At 64.7% G+C, this 17854-nt stretch carries 13 protein-coding genes; 3 read left to right on the top strand and 10 right to left on the bottom strand.

The window, feature by feature from the left end; translation table 11 throughout:
- Positions 1 to 4: 4 nt before the first annotated feature.
- On the bottom strand, positions 5 to 1117 hold the full coding sequence (locus tag HZB53_04070; protein MBI5876805.1) for a substrate-binding domain-containing protein: 1113 nt from the start codon (positions 1115 to 1117) through the stop codon (positions 5 to 7).
- Positions 1114 to 1542, bottom strand: coding sequence for an NUDIX hydrolase (locus HZB53_04065; GenBank protein MBI5876804.1), 429 nt, complete (start codon positions 1540 to 1542; stop codon positions 1114 to 1116). The genes HZB53_04070 and HZB53_04065 overlap by 4 nt, the downstream gene beginning before the upstream one ends.
- Before the next feature lie 305 nt (positions 1543 to 1847).
- On the opposite strand from HZB53_04065, the gene HZB53_04060 reads away from it, so the two are divergent.
- Positions 1848 to 3200, top strand: coding sequence for a PQQ-dependent sugar dehydrogenase (locus tag HZB53_04060; GenBank protein MBI5876803.1), 1353 nt, complete (start codon positions 1848 to 1850; stop codon positions 3198 to 3200).
- A gap of 532 nt (positions 3201 to 3732) precedes the next feature.
- Here HZB53_04060 and HZB53_04055 read toward each other — a convergent pair.
- From HZB53_04055 to HZB53_04045, 3 genes are all read right to left on the bottom strand, one after another.
- Entirely contained in the window at positions 3733 to 4461 is a 729-nt protein-coding gene (locus HZB53_04055) for an alpha/beta hydrolase (GenBank protein ID MBI5876802.1), read from the bottom strand.
- 88 nt (positions 4462 to 4549) lie between these two features.
- Positions 4550 to 5497 carry a thioredoxin-disulfide reductase gene (trxB, locus tag HZB53_04050; protein ID MBI5876801.1) on the bottom strand — a complete coding sequence of 316 codons (948 nt, stop codon included), beginning with the start codon at positions 5495 to 5497 and terminating at the stop codon, positions 4550 to 4552.
- Between the two features lie 179 nt (positions 5498 to 5676).
- A complete protein-coding gene (locus HZB53_04045) occupies positions 5677 to 6759 on the bottom strand; it encodes a dienelactone hydrolase family protein (protein ID MBI5876800.1) in 1083 nt (360 codons plus the stop codon).
- Positions 6760 to 6961: 202 nt separating this feature from the next.
- Here HZB53_04045 and HZB53_04040 point away from each other — a divergent pair, with 202 nt between their 5' ends.
- Entirely contained in the window at positions 6962 to 7819 is an 858-nt protein-coding gene (locus HZB53_04040; GenBank protein ID MBI5876799.1) for a PHP domain-containing protein, read from the top strand.
- A gap of 118 nt (positions 7820 to 7937) precedes the next feature.
- Here HZB53_04040 and HZB53_04035 read toward each other — a convergent pair whose 3' ends face one another.
- The 5 genes from HZB53_04035 to HZB53_04015 all read right to left on the bottom strand — a co-directional run bounded on the left by HZB53_04035 (position 7938) and on the right by HZB53_04015 (position 13384).
- Entirely contained in the window at positions 7938 to 8603 is a 666-nt protein-coding gene (locus HZB53_04035) for a CPBP family intramembrane metalloprotease (GenBank protein MBI5876798.1), read from the bottom strand.
- A gap of 320 nt (positions 8604 to 8923) precedes the next feature.
- A complete protein-coding gene (locus HZB53_04030) occupies positions 8924 to 9157 on the bottom strand; it encodes a DUF433 domain-containing protein (protein MBI5876797.1) in 234 nt (77 codons plus the stop codon).
- A gap of 91 nt (positions 9158 to 9248) precedes the next feature.
- Positions 9249 to 10349 (bottom strand): PD40 domain-containing protein, encoded by a 1101-nt coding sequence (locus HZB53_04025; GenBank protein MBI5876796.1) that lies wholly within the window; start codon positions 10347 to 10349, stop codon positions 9249 to 9251.
- A 103-nt stretch (positions 10350 to 10452) separates the two neighbouring features.
- On the bottom strand, positions 10453 to 12768 hold the full coding sequence (locus HZB53_04020) for a copper resistance protein CopC (protein ID MBI5876795.1): 2316 nt from the start codon (positions 12766 to 12768) through the stop codon (positions 10453 to 10455).
- 10 nt (positions 12769 to 12778) lie between these two features.
- Entirely contained in the window at positions 12779 to 13384 is a 606-nt protein-coding gene (locus tag HZB53_04015) for a copper resistance protein CopC (GenBank protein ID MBI5876794.1), read from the bottom strand.
- Between the two features lie 160 nt (positions 13385 to 13544).
- Between HZB53_04015 and HZB53_04010 the strand changes: the two genes are divergently transcribed.
- Positions 13545 to 17834 carry a DUF4157 domain-containing protein gene (locus HZB53_04010; protein ID MBI5876793.1) on the top strand — a complete coding sequence of 1430 codons (4290 nt, stop codon included), beginning with the start codon at positions 13545 to 13547 and terminating at the stop codon, positions 17832 to 17834.
- Positions 17835 to 17854: the final 20 nt, after the last annotated feature.

The following is a 17854-nucleotide window of genomic DNA, read 5'->3' as shown; positions in this document are numbered from 1 at the left end:
AACCCTACGGCGCCCAGGCGTGCGGGACGCCGAGTGTGGACAGATGCGCGGCGTACTCCGCGAGACTCTGTCCCACGCGGCCGTCCAGCGAGATGACATCGGCACCCGCATCGACCACCCAGGCATCGGGCGCGCTGCCAACCGGAACGTGCAGTTCCTCGGCGGCGGCGAACAGGCCGCGCCGCGCCAGCGCATCGAGCGCCAGCACGCTCTGCAGGCCCTGCTCGTAGGGGCGCGCGCTGACCAGTGCGTCGATGCCGCCATCCTTCAGGCAATCCACCGTCTCGCCGGTCAGTTCAAACGCCACCACGGCGACCCGCTCCTCTGCGCTTGCATCGCGCGCCGCGCGGCACCACGCCACGCCGTTGTAGGCGTACACACCGAACACGCCCGCCAGATCTTTCTGCGCGGCCAGCGCGCCGCGCGCCGCCTGTGTTGCTACTGCGAGATCATGCCGGTCGTCCTGCGCGTCGAGCACGCGCAGACCGGCATTGTTCTGCAAACCTGCTTTGAGCCCCGCGATGCGCGCCGATGCGTCAGCATTGAGCCATGTGGAGCCGAGCGCGATGGCCCCGGTGCGCCCGTTGAGCAGCGAGAGCAGCGCCTCCGCCGCCTGATGCCCCACGGTCTGCTGCAGCGACGTGACGAAGAAGATGCGGTGGCTGTTTGACGCGTCGGTATCGAAGGTCGTGACCCACACACCCGCCGCGCGCGCCTTGTTGATGCTCAGCTCCAGCCCGCGCGGGTCGCTCGGCGCGATGGCGATGCCGCGCACGCCGCGCGCCACAAACGCTTCGAGCGCGACGATCTGCGCCGCCGCGTCTTCCTTCTCGGGCGCGTAGTACACGACGCTGCCGGCCGGCAGTCCCAATTGCCGCGCGGCCGCCTGCGCGCCTTGCGCCGCGGCGTCCCAATACTCGCCGCGCGCCTTGGCGATCAGCGCGTAGAGCGGCGCGACCGGCGTCGGTGTGGCCGTCGGCAGCGACGGCGCAGGTGACGGAGTCGGCGCGCGAGACGGCAACGTGGCGGTCGGCGATGGCGCGGAGAATGCCTCCGGGGCGCAGGCGCAGAGCAATAGCGCCACCAGCACAAGCCACTGCCGCGGGAAACGAATCACCACGCGCCGCCCACGACGTCGCGGACTAACGCGGCCACCGCCGGCAGCACGTCGAGCGTCAACAGATCGTCCACACCGATCCAGCGCACAGCGGACACATCGCCGCCGGCGCGCACCGTGCCGCCTGTGTGCGTGCCGAACACGTCGAGGATGACATAGTGGAAGCGCACGCGCCCCTCGGCATCGCGCACGATTGAGTCGTACGTTTTGTAGAGCGCGCCGATTTCGACATCGATGTTGCACTCTTCCATGATCTCGCGCCGGCCGGCTTCATGCACCGTCTCGCCGACCTCGATCACGCCGCCGGGTATCGTCCAGCGGCCGCGCGCGGGATCTTTGCCGCGCTGGGCGAGCAGCACTTTGTTGTCCTTGACGACAACCACACCGACCGACGCAATGGGGTATTCCGGGTATTCGCGGGGCATACGGCGATTATAGCAAACATTGCGGCGGCGGCGAATGCGCACATGCCAGTATAATGGCTTGAGTACGAGGGCATACTGCAAAACTGTCGGAGACGCCGCGAAATCGTCATGCCGGCATGGTGTTAGCCGGCATCCACTCTGGCAGCGACCTCATGTCGTCGTGTCGAAGCATTCGGGTGGATTCCGGCCAAAAACGCGCCGGAATGACGGATTGGTTGACCCTGACATGGTTCAACACGCATGTTGAGTTCCAGTAGGGTGCTGCACGCCTGAGTACGATGCCTGTTTTCCGGAAGGGACCTGCCATGAACTTCGTCCGCAACCTCTGCATGCTTGCGCTCGCGGGCGTGCTGACCGCCTGCGGCACGACTGCCGCCGTGCCGACCGCAACACTTTCACCCACGGCCACACCGAGCAACACACCATCCGCGCTGCAGCCCACCAGCAACCCAACGGCCACACCCGCACCGAGCGCGACGACCGCGCCAAACTCGACCAACACACCTGCGCGCACGCCGGCGCCATCGCCGCTACCGACGAGCGCGCCCACGCGCGTGGCCGCCGCCAGCGGCTTCAATCCGGCCGCCACGACGATCCGGTTGGAGAAGTCCGTGAGCGGGCTGCGGCAGCCGACCGACCTGACCAGCGCGCGCGACGGCAGCGGGCGACTGTTTGTCGTCGAGAAGCGCGGCAGCATCCGTATCGTGCGCGGCGGGACGCTGCTGCCCGAGCCGTTCCTCGACATCAGCAACATCGTCCGCTCTTCCGAGTCCGAGCGCGGCCTGCTGGGGCTGGCGTTCCACCCGCAGTACGCGCGCAACGGGCAGTTCTTCGTGTACTACACCGATTCGAGCGGCGATATCGTGATTGCGCGCTATACGGCGACCGGCGACCGCGCCGACGCGGCCAGCGGCGCGGAGATCCTGCGCATCCGGCACCGCGACGCGTCGAACCACAACGGCGGCGGACTGGCGTTCGGGCCGGACAGCTATCTCTACATCGGCACCGGCGACGGCGGCGGCGCAGGCGACCGCTTCGGCAATTCACAGAACGGCAGCAGCCTGCTGGCGAAGATCCTGCGCATTGACGTGGACAGCGGCAGCCCGTACGGCATCCCGAAAGACAACCCGTTCGCCGGCCGCGCCGGATTCCGGCCGGAGATCTGGGCGTGGGGACTGCGCAACCCGTGGCGCTTTGCGTTCGACCGGCAGACGGGCGATCTGTTTATCGCCGACGTGGGCCAGGATCAGTGGGAGGAGGTGAACGTTCAGCCAGCCGGCGCGCCGGGCGGGACGAACTACGGCTGGAACAAGATGGAGGGCACGCACTGCTACCCACCAGGCGCGACGTGCGACCCGGCCGGCTTCGCGACGCCAGTCGCGGAGTACAGCCACGCGGGCAACGGCTGTTCGATCACCGGTGGGATGGTCTATCGCGGCGCGACGCAGCCGGCGCTGGCCGGCGCATACTTCTTCGGCGACTACTGCACCGGCAAGCTCTGGGCACTAAGCCGCGATACGCGCGGCGGCTGGGTCACGACGCCGCTGATCACGGCGAGCATCGGCATCAGTTCATTCGGGGAAGACGAGGCGGGCGAGGCGTACATTGCCGACATCAACGGCGGCGCGCTGCTTCGTATCGTCGCGGCGAACAAGTAGACGATCCACGAAGGGACACAAAGAAACGCAAAGGAAAACATGATCCGCGAATAACACAAATTGACGCGAATTAGAGCGATTTCCTGAACAATTGATGGTGACAACACACCATACCGTCACTCCGGCGGAAGCCGGAGTCCCGGATTGTGGACTGGATGCCGGCTCCCATGGAAATAGGCAACTCTAGGCGTAGGGCCAGGTCTTTGACCTGGCCAACCGGACGGGTCAAAGACCCGTCCCTACACCGACACGCCGATTTCCATGCGCGAGTGTGCGCCCCGGCGCATCACCAACTTTCGCCGGCATGACGGCCTGGTTGTTCTTGCCCCTGCATGGCATCCATGCAACCGGAATCTGCTCTAGCAGTCTGTCGGAGAGGACTGCATTTTGTGGTCGCAGCGCCAAAAACGATCTCCAAACCACAAGATGCGGTCAAAAAGACTGCCTCTCCGACAGACTGCTAGCCAGATCAATTCGCGAAGATTCGCGTTATTCGCGGACAGTGCTTTTCTTCGTGTCACTTCGTGGAAGGCTACTTGAAGCTATCCACGAACGGCTGCATAGCGGCGAGGACCTCAGCGGGCTTGTCCGCCATCGCCGAGTGGCCCGCATCCTCGATAATCGCCATCTGCGCGCCGGCGATGTTGTCGCGCAGGTAGGTCGCGAACTTGACCGGCGTGTTCATATCTTTCGTGCCGACAATGACGAGCGTCGGCAAATGAATCTCGCCGAGCCGCCCCATCACATCGAAGCGATTGCAGGCGACCCAGTCCCAATACGGCACCGGGTTGACGGGCGCCATGTCGGCCGGCGGTTCCGGCGTGGTGTCGGCAGCCGGATTGGCCGGGATCGGGCGGCCGGCCTTCACTGCGTTGAGAATCTGCGGGTGCACGCGCAGGCGCGCGCCCGTGCCGACCAACGCCAGACCGCGCACGCGCGCCGGCTGCTGCAACGCCATCCAAAGTGCGATGCCGCCGCCGAGCGAGTGCCCGGCGATGATCGCCGAAGGCAGATTCAGCGAGTTGAGGAAGCCAACGACCACCTCCGCGTACGCGCCGACCGTATCGCGGCCCTCCCCGGTCGATTGCCCGTGCGCGGGCAGGTCAATCGCATACGTCACGCAGTTCGTCAGCGCCTGCGCCACCGGCAGCCAGCGCGCGCCCGTGCCGCCCGCGCCGTGCACAAAGACGACCGGCAGCGCGGAACTGCCGCCGTTACCCTCGTAGTAGATCGATTCGCCGTTGACATTCACCGATGGCATAGCAAGTCTCCCGAAAAGAAATCACGCAATGCCGCGCAGGGCGGACATTGCGTGAGTCATGGATCATCGCCGTAATGCGCCGGTCGATCTACTTGCGGAACGACGGCGGCGGGTAACCGTGATGCGGCAGCTCGGACAGGAACTTCTCGGCTTCCATGGACGCCATGCAGCCGTAGCCGGCCGAGGAGATCGCCTGCCGAAAGACCTTGTCGTGCACCTCGCCGGCGGCGAAGACGCCCGGCACGCTCGCGTGTTGCTTGTGGTTGACGAGCAGGTACCCTTCGTGGTCCATGTCGAGCTGACCCTTGAACAGCCCGGTGTTGGGCTCATGGCCGACGTAGATGAAGATGCCGCTGACCGGCGCTTCGCGCTCGGTGTAGTCGAGCGTGTCTTCCAGCAGCACGCTCTCGACCGCATCCCTGCCGCGAATCTCCTTGATGACGGAGTTCCAGACCGGCCCCATCTTCTCGTTCTGGCGCACGCGATCCTGCAGCGTCGGCCCGGCGCGGAACTCGCTGCGGCGATGGACGACGCCCACATGGTTGGCGAACTTGGTGAGGAACAGCCCTTCCTGCAGCGCGCTGTCGCCGCCGCCGACGACCATCACGTCCTTATTGCGGAAGAAGAAGCCGTCGCAGGTTGCGCAGTACGATACGCCGCGACCCAGAAACTCCTGCTCGCCGGGCACGCCCAGTTTGCGCGGCGACGCGCCCGTGGCCACGATGACCGCTTTGGCCTCGTACTCGTCGTTGACCGTCTTGATCTTGAACGGGTGCGTCTTGAAGTCCACCGCCGTCACTTCATCGAAGACGGTGCGGGCGCCGAAGCGCTCGGCCTGCTTCTGCATGCGCTCATACAGTTCGGGGCCGGTCACGCCGTCAGGGAAGGCCGGGAAGTTGTCCACGTCGGTCGTCGTGGCGATCTGCCCGCCCAACTCGTTGCCGGTGATAACCAGCGGATTGAGGAACGCGCGCCCGGCGTAGATGGCGGCGGTCAGGCCGGCCGGGCCGGAGCCAATGATGATCAGTTCTTCCATGAGTGATCGTTGATGTCCTTTCGAAGCAGGGGTGGATGGCATGCGCCGCCTGCAGTGGTTATGTGCTATTCTACTTCACTTTGCGGCAGCGGGACAAAAACCGCGGCGCGCAGACGAAAAGAAGGGCGCGGACAGGTTGACCCGCGCCCGGCGAAAGCAACGCCCGGAATGAACCGGTGCTACGCTTTCAGATTGGATTCGTACAGCTTGACCATTCGCGCCCACGCATCCTTTGACGCCGCTTCGTTGAAGCGCGGGCCCGTGTCGTTGAAGAACGCGTGGTTCGCGCCCGGGTAGATCTTGTAGTCGTACGTCTTGTTGTACTTCTTCATCGCGGCGTCGAGCGCCGGGATGCCCGGATTGATGAACGTGTCCTGCTCGCCGTAGCCGGCCACCACCGGGCCGTTCAGCTTCTGCACGTCATCGATGTTCGCCGGGTTGCGCCCGTAGAAGACCATGCAGGCGACAATGTCCTTCGTGGTGATCGCGCCCGTCAGCGAGTTGCCGCCGCCCCAGCAGAAACCGACGATGCCGAACTTCGGCTTTACCGTCGGCAGCGTCTTCAGATAGCCCACCGCCGAAACCGTATCGGAATCGACATCGCCCTGCTTGAGCCCGTTGATCGCCTGCGTCGGATCGGCGGGCGCGGCGAACTTCGGCGTGCCACCCACGCGCGACAGGAAGTCCACGGCTAGCGCGACGTAGCCGAGGTTGGCGATGCGCCGCGCAACGTCCATGTGATGATCGGTCAGGCCGCGGTTCTCGTGGATGACGATGACGCCGGGCCACGGGCCGCTGCCGCTTTTCGGCTTGGCGAGGTATCCAAGCATCTTGACGTCGCCGTTCTGCCATGTCACATTCGAGCCGTCGACGGCTGATGGGTCGACGTAGCCCGGAATCATGGACGTGGTGACTGGTACGGGCGTCGGCTGTGAGGCGGCCGTGCCGCTGCGCGTCGGCGCGGCGGTGGGCGCAGCGGTCGGCGGGGCCGCTGTGGGCGCCAGGGTCGGCGCGCTAGTTGGCGGGACGGCGGTCGGCGGCATGCTGGTGGCCGTAGCGGCTGCGGCCGGCACAGCCGTTGGGGCGGCAGTCACTTGCGGCGAGCAGGCGGCCAGCAGCGCCTCGGCGGCGGCGGCCGTTCCGAGCAGGAACAGCGCGCGTTCAAAGAACTCGCGGCGGCCCATGGAGCCGTGCTCCCACTCACCGACCAGATGCTCGACCTGCGGGTCGTTGTGCTTGAACTCCGGACGATGATGTCTCATCGCTTCCCCCTCTATGCAGAGTATCGAGACATTGCGTGCCGGGATGACGGCCGCAGCCCCGATGGTACCACAGCAACCGTAAATCGCTGCAACGGAGATTGCCGATTCGCACCGCGCGTGCTAGAATCGCTGGGTAACACCTTACTATACGATACGGTAATTGCAGGCTGGCCGGATTACCGACGGAACAGGACGCATTATTATGAAGAAGGCCGATCTCCACGCCCATACCACCGCATCCGATGGCACCTTTACCCCGCAGGCGCTCGTCGCCGAAGCCTGGCGCGTCAGGCTCGACGTGCTCGCCATCGCCGACCACGACTCGACGGAGGGCATCGCGCCGGCGTACGCCGCCAACGCGGGGCACGCGCTGAAAATCATTCCGGCGATCGAGGTGAACTGCGATATTCCGGGCGGCGAGGTGCATATCCTGGGCTATTTCAAAGAGGTGCCGGGCGGCGAGTTGCAGGCGATGCTCAAGCGCCTGCGCGACGGACGCTTCGAGCGGGCCAAGGGCATGGCTGACAAGATGTCCGCGCTGGGGATGCCGGTCTCGTTCAAGCGCGTGCAGGAACTGGCTGGCACCGGCTCGCTGGGGCGGCCGCACGTGGCGCGCGCCATTCTCGAAGCGGGCTACGTGGCGACGATCGGCGAGGCGTTCGAGCGGTTTATCGGGCGCAACGGACCGGCCTACTTTGAGCGCTTGCAGTTATCGCCCGCCGAGGCGGTGCAGGCGATCCACGCCAGTGGCGGTGTGCCGGTGCTGGCGCACCCGTACTCGTTCGACGCCTACGGCAACGTGCTCAAGACGGTGAACCCGGAGACGCTCGTGCCGCAACTGGTGCCGGCGGGCTTGCGTGGCGTCGAGGCGCACTATTATCGTTATCCGACCAGCGCGACGGTCGGCATCATGAAGCTGGCGCAGGCGCACGGGTTGATCGTGACCGGCGGCAGCGACTTCCACGGCTCGACCAAACCCGACCAGGGCCTCGGCTGCGTGCATGTGCCGTGGGAAGTGGTGGAAGGTCTGATCGCGGAGATTGAGAAAGCGTGGAACTGACAGCGCAACACGAGCGAACATCAAGCGACGAGGCGATGCGCAATGCATCGCCTTGTTCTTTGACTGTTCGCAGAAGCAGCCAGTACGTCATGGTGATGCGACGCCCGTCATACCTTCGCTAGAATATCTGGCTGCTAACATTGGTGATGATATGCAGGCCGATGGCATAACCAAGCCGCCCCGTGGCTGCACGCGTATAGCCAAGCGACAGCCCGAGCAATAGAGTATATCCCAATTGGGCGGCAGACGCATAGGTTATGCGAAATCCGTAATACTGGAGATGCGAAAGGCTAAAGAGCAGTGCGGATAGCGCGATCGCAAACCACGGCAACCCCGTCTTGTCTGAAGGAATGAGACGCATGGCCAGGCAAAAGATAGTTCCGCGAAACCACAGTTCCTCGGCCACAGGCCCGGTCAGACAGAACACAATCCATTCATTGATCGATTGCGGGTGTGGTATCCAGGGGTTGGCCAAAAGACCCAGCAACAGTGACGCTCCAATAGTCGAAAGCGACGCAACGACGATGGGCGACCATGGCGCGGTGCGTAACGTGGCCGGTCGCGCCACCATGAATCTGGTTGCTCCGTAAAGCAAGAGCGCGAACAGCAATGCGGGCAGACGGATGTCCGAGGCAAATGCGACGAAGCCAAAAGCCCAGCCCGGTTCTAATTGATTTCGAAGTACATTGGTCAGCTCGGATATGATGCGAAATTGCGCCAGCGACACTAGGCCGACCACGCAGAGCACGCCCGATAGAATCCTCGTGGCAAATTGATTGGGCATTAGCCGTGCTCGCACATCTTCCTTCTTTGCGCAATAACTAATCCGCGAATCGACGCCAATACGAAGCCTGACTCAATTCGTGAATCTTCGTGTTGCTTCGTGGAGAAAAGATTGGCGATGATTCGAGTTATTCGCGGATTGGTCCTATTATCGCCAATCCGAGCACCCCTTGCCGCCGTCGCGCGAGAGCCAGCGCACCTGCTTGCCGCTCGCGTCCACCACGTAGATGCCGGCCACGCTGACGACGTTGAAATGCGCGAGCTTGGGAAGCAGGCAGGATAACCAGCGAGGGGAATGATTCGAATTGGCGTGAAGTCGGCTTAGCTGGACGCAGGCCGTTGAATGATCGTTTCGTGCGACACGGTATCGGCAGCATACGCGAGCGCGGCTTGCACGTCTGCCTGTGACAGGCGCGGATAGGCGTCCAATAGGTCAGCCTCGGCCATGCCCTCGCTTAATTTGCGCAGGACTAACTCGACCGTGATGCGCGTGCCCCGAATGACCGGCTTGCCCAGCATGACTTCAGGATTGATCTCGATGCGATCTGTTACCATAAAGGCACCTCTCCTCGCTTGAGATTATAGCACCGGACGCTAGCCTCTGGTTTTCCTTTGCGTTCTCTGCGTCCTCTGCGGTGAAACCGCTTTACTTCCGCCAGTCCGAGCGCCCTTTGCCGCCGTCGCGCGAGAGCCAGCGCACCTGCTTGCCGCTCTCATCCACCACGTAGAAGCCGGCCACACCGACGAACGCGAAATACTTACCGTCCGGCGACCACGTCGCCGACGGCTCGTCTTCACCGATCGAGGTCAGTCGCTTGAGGTTCTCCCCGTTGGCGTCCACGATCCAGAAGTCCCACGGCGGGCCGTGCGCCTCAGCCGTGCGCACGCCGAGCGCGCGCTCCAGCCAGGCCGGCAGGCGCGCGGCCGGCGGCGAAATGGGCGCAATGGGCGGCACGTAGCGTGACAGGCTGTTCGGAATGGCGAACAGGATACGCTTACCGTCGCGCGACCAGCGCGGCGCCATCATGCCGCTGACGGCGTTGCCCGCCATGACCGCTTCGAGGTTCTGGCCGTCCACGTCCACAACCATCAGATCTTGCTGGAACGTTTCCGGGTTGATACGGAGAAACGCCAGCCGCTTGCCGTCCGGGCTGACGTCCGGTTGGACGCCATCGGCCGTGACCGTCTGCGTCTGCTTGGACTGCATGTCGTAGCGCTCGATCTGGAGCGTGACGCCAGTCACCGCTTTGCCTTTGAAGATAGGCGTGCTGCGCGAGTAGTATAATGTTTTGCCGTCGGGCGAGAACACCGGACCGCCGATCACCTCGCCGCTGACCGTGTGCGCGATCAGCGGCTGCGGCGCGCTGCCGCCGACATCCATGATCAGGATGTCCTGCGCCGGCAGGCCGCTGCTGTCGAACGGCAGCAGGTACGACAGCATCACGCGCTTGCCGTCCGGCGACCAGGTCGGTTCCTGATAATAGCCCTGATTGTTCGGCAGGCTCGTGAGCTTGGCGGCTTTGGCGCCCGGCTTGACCTCGGTCACGAACAGGTCGCCGGTGCCGTTCGCGTAGACGATCTGCCCTTCCATCGGCGTATCGAGAAACGGGAAGCCGCCACTCGGCAGACCTGCGGGCGTCAAGGCCTGCGTCGGCACGCCGCCCGGTCGCGCTGTGATCGGCGCGGGCGCGCCCGCCCCGCCACCGCCGCAGGCGGCCAGTGCGAAAGAAATCCACCACAAAAACACGAAGGCACAAAGGAGTCTCAAAAGGCGTAGTCTTTCTTTGTGTCTCTGTGTCTCTGTGGTGGTTATTTGACGTTGCGAACTGCGCGGCATAGCGGTCTCCGGCCTACGGCACTTTCGTCGGCGCGGGCGTGGGCGCCGCCTGTTGGCGCTCGACCAGCGCCTGGAGATAGTTAATCACGTGCCAGCGCTCATCGGCGCTCAACGCACCTTCCCACGCCGGCATGGCCGACCCGGCAATACCCTTGCTGATCCAGTTGAACGTCACCTCGTCGGAGTGCTGGTTGATGTGCAGGGTGAAGTCGGCCGGGCGCGGGTTCAGCGTGGCGGCCAGTGGGCCGTTGCCGCGCCCCTGCGGGCCGTGGCACGCCACACAGTGATCCTCGAAGACCGTCTTGCCGATGGCAAGCGACGCCTCGTCGGGCACCATCGGGTTGACCAGGATGCCGGCCGCTGATGGCGGCGCTGAGACCACGCCCATGCTAAACAGCGCCACGCCGAGCAGCATCGCCCCGGCGCCGACCCACTGTCCCTCCATCACCTTGCGCTGCCGCGAGAAGACGAACAGCGCCGCGCCGGCCAGCAAATCGAAGACCGCAAACGCAATCGACGAGTTGATGTACGGCACTTCCTCGGCGCGGTTGGTGGCCGGGTCGATCACATTCAGGCGGTACGGGATGCGCAGATCGTCTTCGACATCCTTGCGGCGGATGATCGTCTCCACCTTCCATGCGCCGACCACACTCAGGTAGCCGCCCTTCAACTGGTAGCTGCCATCGCCGGCCGGCGGCATCTCCTCGGTGGTCGTGCCGAGATCAGTGCCGAGGAAGGTGAAACGCAGGCTGACGCGCTGGACACCCGCCAGCAGATTGTCCTGCAAATCGGTCACACGGGCAGTGTACGTTTGCTGGCCGACGACGTACGGGTCAACGCCCAACGACACCCGCACATTGCCCGATTGTCGCATCGCCTGAAACGGCGTGGGGAGCGGCGGAGGCATGCTGCTGCGCGCGGGCGGCAGGACGGTCAGCGTGGCGGCCGCCAGCACGACAAGCGCGCCGAGCATCGCTTCGACCCGCACAAAGCGCAGGACGGTCAGCGAGTGAGTCGCCGCGTGCGCCGCGCGATCGAACCAGGCGACGCCCGACAGGCCTGGCAGTTTGCGCGCCAGCGCCAGCAGGTCCGGCCGCAGGATCAGCGTGTTCAGCAGACCGATCACGAGCAGCGGCGCGACCAGCACATTCTTTACGATGAGCGTGATACCGTACAGCGTGCCGAACGCGGCGACGTAACCGACCTGCCGCCATGTCGCGTACAGGCCGGTGAGTGCGAACAGCACGACACTGGCGATCGCAATGTTCGAGAAGCGCGCCAGCACCACGCGCACGACCGGGAGGGTTTCCGCCTCAGGCAGACGCTTCAGTTCCGGCGCCAGCAGCAGTGCCAGCGCGAACAGCCCACCCATCCAGACGCTGACCGCGACGAGGTGCAGGAAGTCCATAACCAGCGACAGCCGCAGCGGGTCGGCGCTGGCTGCGCCGTGCGAGGCGAACGAGATGCTGAACAGCACCACGACTGACAGCAGCCAGTAGAGCAGGTCGAGCGCGCGCAGATTGCCGAGCCAGCGCAGGCGCGGCTGGGTCGCGCCGCCCGCGAACATCAGCACAAGCAGCAGATCGACCACGAGGATGCGCGCCAGTGCAGCCTGCCCGAAGCGCGTGGTCGTCAGCGTCTGCAGCCAGATGCTCTGTGCCAGCACCTCGCCGAGCGAGCGCTCCGAGGCGCCGGCCGCCTGCACCAATTGCGCGACGATCGTGCCGGCGAACAGCACCAGCAGCGCGGCCACCAGTGCGTTGCGTGTGCGCCGCGCGGCGTCAGTACGCAGGGCATTGAACGCGGGGCGGTCGTCGCCCGCCAGCAGGCCCAGCGTCAGCGCGCCGCACAGCGCCATCGCCGCCAGCAGGTTGATGAAACGCACCGCCGCGTCGAGCGGCAGCGGCAGGGCGCTGACCTCGGTCGCGGACTGGTTGACCGGCGCCGGCAGGCCGGCACTGGCCGCGCCGACGAAGACCGCGTAGACGCCGCGCGTCGAGTGGCCATCGGCCGCCGAGAGCGCGCGCCAGGACACGGTGTATGCGCCGGGCGGCAGGTTCGGCCGCGCCTCGATCAACATCTGGCGGCGGTCGGCGGAGAAGCTGACGGCGCCGAGGTCCATGCGATTCTGGCCGCTGTCCAGCAACGACACCGTACTGAACTGCGTATCGAGATCTTCGTCAAACCAGAGCGTAAACAGGCGCGGCGCGGTCGTGACGATCGAATTGGGCGCCGGGTCGGCGCGAACCAGGGAAGCGTGCGCCGACGCGACGGCAACCGTGGCCGCCAGCAGCGCCAGCGCGGCGAGCAGGATGAGCAGTTTGCGCATGAGGAACACGCTATTTGCGGCGCAGGAGCAGTACGGCCCCCGCGGCCACGATGACGAGTGACGCGACGATCAGCAGGCCGGCCGGATCGAAGCCGGTACTGGCGGCAGGTGACGGAGCAGAAGTCACCGGCGAAGTCGAAGGCGAGGAGCTTGTCGTCGCCTGCGCCGGCGCGATCGTCGGCGCAGTTTGCACAGGCGCGGACGTTGCTGCAGCCGGTTGACCGGAGACGGCCAGCGTGAACTTGAAGCGGCCATCCGAGATGCCGCCGTCATCAGGCGTGACGGCGTGCCAGATCACCGTGTACACGCCATTCGCCAGCGGCTGTTTGAGCCCGACCGTGAGCTGCTTGCGGTCGTCGAGATTGACCTTGCTGTTGCCGAGATCGACCGGCGCGCCGCCGGGGTCCTGCACTTTGATGTTCGACAGCTTCGTGTCCAACTCTTCGTTGAACCAGATCGTCACCGTTTGCGGCGCGGTCGTCACAGTTGAATCGGCGGCGGGGTCGGACTTGACGAGCTTGGCGTGCGCCAGCGCAACGCCGGCACAGGCCAGCAGCAGGCCGAACGCGGCCCACAGGGAGACAGCATACCGTTTTGTTCGATACGTTTTGTGCATGACGCCCATTGTACGCCCGCATCGGGAGGCAGGCAATTGAATACCGGCGGCAGATGACAGGCAGGCCGGAGCCGTGTTATAATCACCCCAGCGTGGCCGACGGGTTATCCGTCGCCCATTGCCATGTCCGGCCTCGTTCTACACCCTGGGAGGGGGAGACATGCCCGACAACGATCTGGCGCACCGCAAAGCGCATGAAAAGAATGCGTCCACCCGGCGTGAATCGCAGCCGGTCGCTCCGCCGCAAAGTAACGCTAGCCCGGGCCATCTGGCTGACGTGGTGCGCGCCGCCGCGACAGATCTGTCGCGGCTGAATCCGGCCGACCTGCACGATCTGCAGCGTGCCTACGGTAACCGCGCCACCACACAGCTCGTCTCGCCCCGGCAGAACACTCCCTCCGCGCCAATCCAGCGCAAATTAGTCGTCGGCGCCGCGCACGACGCGGCCGAGCAGGAAGCCGAGCGCATGGCCGACGACGTCCAACACACCGCGCCCAGTGGTTCGCCATCCCTGCGCCGGACGACTGCCGGACCGAGGCCGGCGAGCAACACACCGGCGTCACCGGCGCACCGCGTGCCGCACATTTCGTCCAAACCGGACGCCGCCGTGCAACAAGCATCCGAGGAATCAATCGACCCGATGGGCAGTTTCGAGGTTGGCGCCGGGTTTGAAAGCCGGCTGCGCGGCGGCGGCGGCGCGCCACTGCCCGGCCAAACGCGCTCATTTATGGAAGGGCGATTCGGGGCCGACTTTAGCGGCGTGCGCCTGCACCGCGGCAGCGATGCGGCGCAGCTTAATCGCGAAATCAGCGCACAGGCGTTCACCCACGGCCGCGACATCTATCTCGGCGCAGGTAAAGAGAATGTCGAATCGGGCGACGGCCGGCGCTTGCTGGCGCACGAACTGACGCATGTCGTGCAGCAGGGCGCGGCCCCCGCGCGCGTGCAACGCCTGATCGATCGCGACGGCATGATTGCGAAGGCCGGCGAGCCGAAAGAAGACGTCACGTTTTTGGGCAAGACCGTGCGGAAAATGGGGCAGGCGTACAAAGAGCTCCTGAGTCAACTCGATCTGTACAAGCAATTCAGCCAGCAGGCATGGGTTGGACATGTCGGCCCCAACCTCTTCCGCGACATACTGAACTCGACGCTCGACGACGTGCAGAAGGCCGCTCGCGACTATCTGTCCAACCACGGCGGGGAAGAAGGCCGCGCGACGTTCATTCAGGCACTGGTGGACAAGGATATCCCGGAAGAGCGGCAATTTGTGAACACGCTTGCCGCCGACCCCCAGTTTGCCACGTTTGATCGCACGCGCCCGCTGGCCGAAGCGCAAATGGGCGCCCGCGCGGCCGCCACGCGCCCGGCGAAAGTGGCGGCGGTCGGCATCACCGTCGACGAGACGCCGCGTGACGGCCATGGCATGGCGGTCTGGGCGCGCATCGACGCCGGCGACTTCCCGATCGAAGACGGCGAGAACCCGCGCAGCGTCTACGGTGTGACGTTCCAGTACTGGGAAGCCGTAGACATGGAGTACGATTTCAAGACGAACTCGGTGGGCGCTGCGCGCCTCGGCAAGCAGAACCGGACCGGCCAGAAATCCAAGCCGTGGAACGATGTGTATGCTTTCGGCGCGGAAAAGAGCACCTTCAGCAAAACCAGCGCGCCGATCGAGTTATCGTGGGACACGGCGGTCTCGGAGGCGAAACAGCGCAAACTCAAAGGCACGAAGGTCGTCGGCATATACGATAAGCCGGCTGTCTGGGCGGAGACGGAACGCTACGCCAAGCGCGATTTGCGCTTCCGCATCGTGTACAACGATGCGTTTGGCACGCAGCGCGAACTGTTCGCCCGGCAGGTGGTGGAGCTCAACGGCCAGCCCACGGCCGCCTTGCGCTCTTATACCGACTCGGCGGGCAATGCCATTGCATCCGGTGGCCTGCGCCTTGGCAGCGGGCGGCGGCCGCCGCCGCCGGCGCCGCTCGGCCCCACCGGCGGGCAGGGCGCCACGACCACCGCGATCACGGCCAGCGTGCCGGCAGAAGCGCATCAGGCGCTGCCCCGGTTTGCCGAACAGGTCAAGCTGCGCAAGAGCCGGCCATTCATCTACACCGAGATGAACCTGATCAAAACGCGCGCGCCAAACCCCGGGGCACAGGAGCTCATCCGCGACGACCTGTCGTTTGGCGGACCCGAGATCGCCACGACGGGCGGCGATACGCAGTACCGCATCGTCGGGCGTTACCTGTTGCCGCCGCTGCCGGCCGGCATGGACTACAAGCAGTTCTACCTGCCCAGCGGCGGACTGCTGGTCGGGTTGGTCAAAGACGCCACGCTCATGAAGGTGTACTACACCGACAACACCGTCAAGCCGGTCGAGACCAAGGTGTACAAGGACTGGCAGGTGCGCTCGTTCACCGAAGTCCCGATCGAAACGGTCGTGCCGCAGGCCAGCGGCCTGAGCGACGAGATGCGGGAGGCATTCAAGTCGCACTTCGGGGTGCTCGACTACATATTTGCGCACCCGCGCGATTATCAACTGGTGGCAACGGAATATAAGAAACGCTTTGGCGACACCTTCGATGCGCTGCTGACCGAATACTACGAAGGGCGCTTCCGGCGCGAGGGCGATAGCGTGCCCGTCTTCGAGCGCATCCGCGACCAGGCGGCGCCGGTGGCCGGCAATCTGGTAGGCTTGAAGGTGAAACCGGCCTATCTCGCCGTGTTCGGCAAAATCAAGCTCGAGCAGACCGAGTTGGCGTCGCGCACGGCCCGTGGTGTCGGCCAGCAGTTAGCCGCGCTCGCATGGAACGACGGGCCGGGCGTGCTCGGCGTCATTCGCGGGAATCCCGGGCAGGGACAGCAGATCGAGGAAAACTATCATGCGATCTTTCCGGGCAAGAAATTTGGGACGCTTGTCTTCGACACACTGGTCGCCTTGTTCAAGGCAAACGGGCCGGGCAAAGCCTTTTTCTCGCAGGCGCTTCAAACCTACGCCGACTTCAAGCACCTTGTGATTCCGGCATTTCGCCGCGCACACGGCGAGGCACTGCTGAAACAGGTGCAGGCCGATCTGCGCGCGGACGAGCTCGCTGCCGAAGTGCCCAATCCCGATGACTTTACCAATCAGATGGCGGAATTGGAGTTCCTGCTGAAAGGCCGGTTCTCGCTGCTCAACCATACGCCTTCGACGGGCATCGGCCGCTTTGATGCGCATTACGAACCGATGCACGGCACGATGCGGATTGTGCTCAAGCTGGGCTTCGAATTCCCGGATTTCGATACGACCAAGGGCGGCAACGTGTCGAGCAAGGCCGTCGGCGATCTCGCCCGCACCCAGTGGACCGAGGAAAAGAAAACAGCCTACAAACAGTTGTTGGCGCAGCAGACCGATGCTGCCTGGTCAAACAAGTTTCAGATCAAGTGCGTGCGCCCGGGCTGGACGGCGGTGCCGCCGGTGCGCACACGATTCGAGATCCAGGAAGTGCCGTTCGGGCAGGCGCACTTCGTCGTCAAGGTCAACAAGGCGGTCGTGGTCGACAAAGAGTCGGGCGAAGGCGCTAAAACCGAAAAACTGACCACGAACGACTCGCGCAGCAATGTCGACTTTGACGGGATTACGGCCAACTTGCAGGAGTGGGACCTCAAGGACAAGATGAAGGACCCGGAGGTGCACAAGTACCTGCACGCCGAGGAAAAGAAGCAGCACGTCGACAAGGCGTACGAGATGGATCGCAAGCGCATTGAGGGCGTGCTCAAGCTGCTCGGCAGGGTCGAGTTCAGGGCCAACAGCGTCTTCCCGAAAGAGATGGCGCAGGTCGACCGGTTGGCGCAGGAGATCGGCCGGCTGGTCAAGTTCAGTTCTTTCAGCAGCCTGCACCCGCTGGTGATCACGGGCTCGGTGGCGAAGGGCGAGTCGCAGGCGCTGGCGCACCGGCGCGCGAGCGCGTTCTCATCCCGCGTCAGCGCGTCGGGCAATCCACGCGTGACGGCGACGAGTACGGACGACTTCGCAGGCGTGACCGTTTCGGTTCCGCTCGACCCGGCCGTCAAGAATGACTACGACCAGCGCTGGACACGCATCTCGGCAGCGCACGAGATCGGGCACATGATCGGCCTGGCCGACGAGTACATTCCGGCCGCGTCGGTGCGCACCGTGAAGAAGATGATCAGCGACGGCTTGCTGCCGCCGGACACGCCGACCGATCACCTGGTTGGCGAGGGCAGCGGGCATGGAGGCCAGGAAACAAAGCAGGAGGCGTTCAGCAAGTTGCTGGAAGAAACAGGCATGGATTCGCCCGACTTCACGTTGAGCCCCAATGCCAAGAGCACGAGCATCATGACGGCCGGCATGGACGTGATGGGTATGCACTATGTAACGATCTGGGAAGCGCTCACCAAGATGACCGCTACCCACCTCGATAAGAAGTTCTGGGAACTGGAAGGGTAGTCGCCGGTTCCGGGAACAAC

Source organism: Chloroflexota bacterium (genome assembly GCA_016235055.1).
Lineage (GTDB): Bacteria > Chloroflexota > Anaerolineae > JACRMK01 > JACRMK01 > JACRMK01.
The sequence above is the reverse complement of the archived record's forward strand: the minus strand, read 5'-3'. Positions and strand labels throughout refer to the sequence as shown.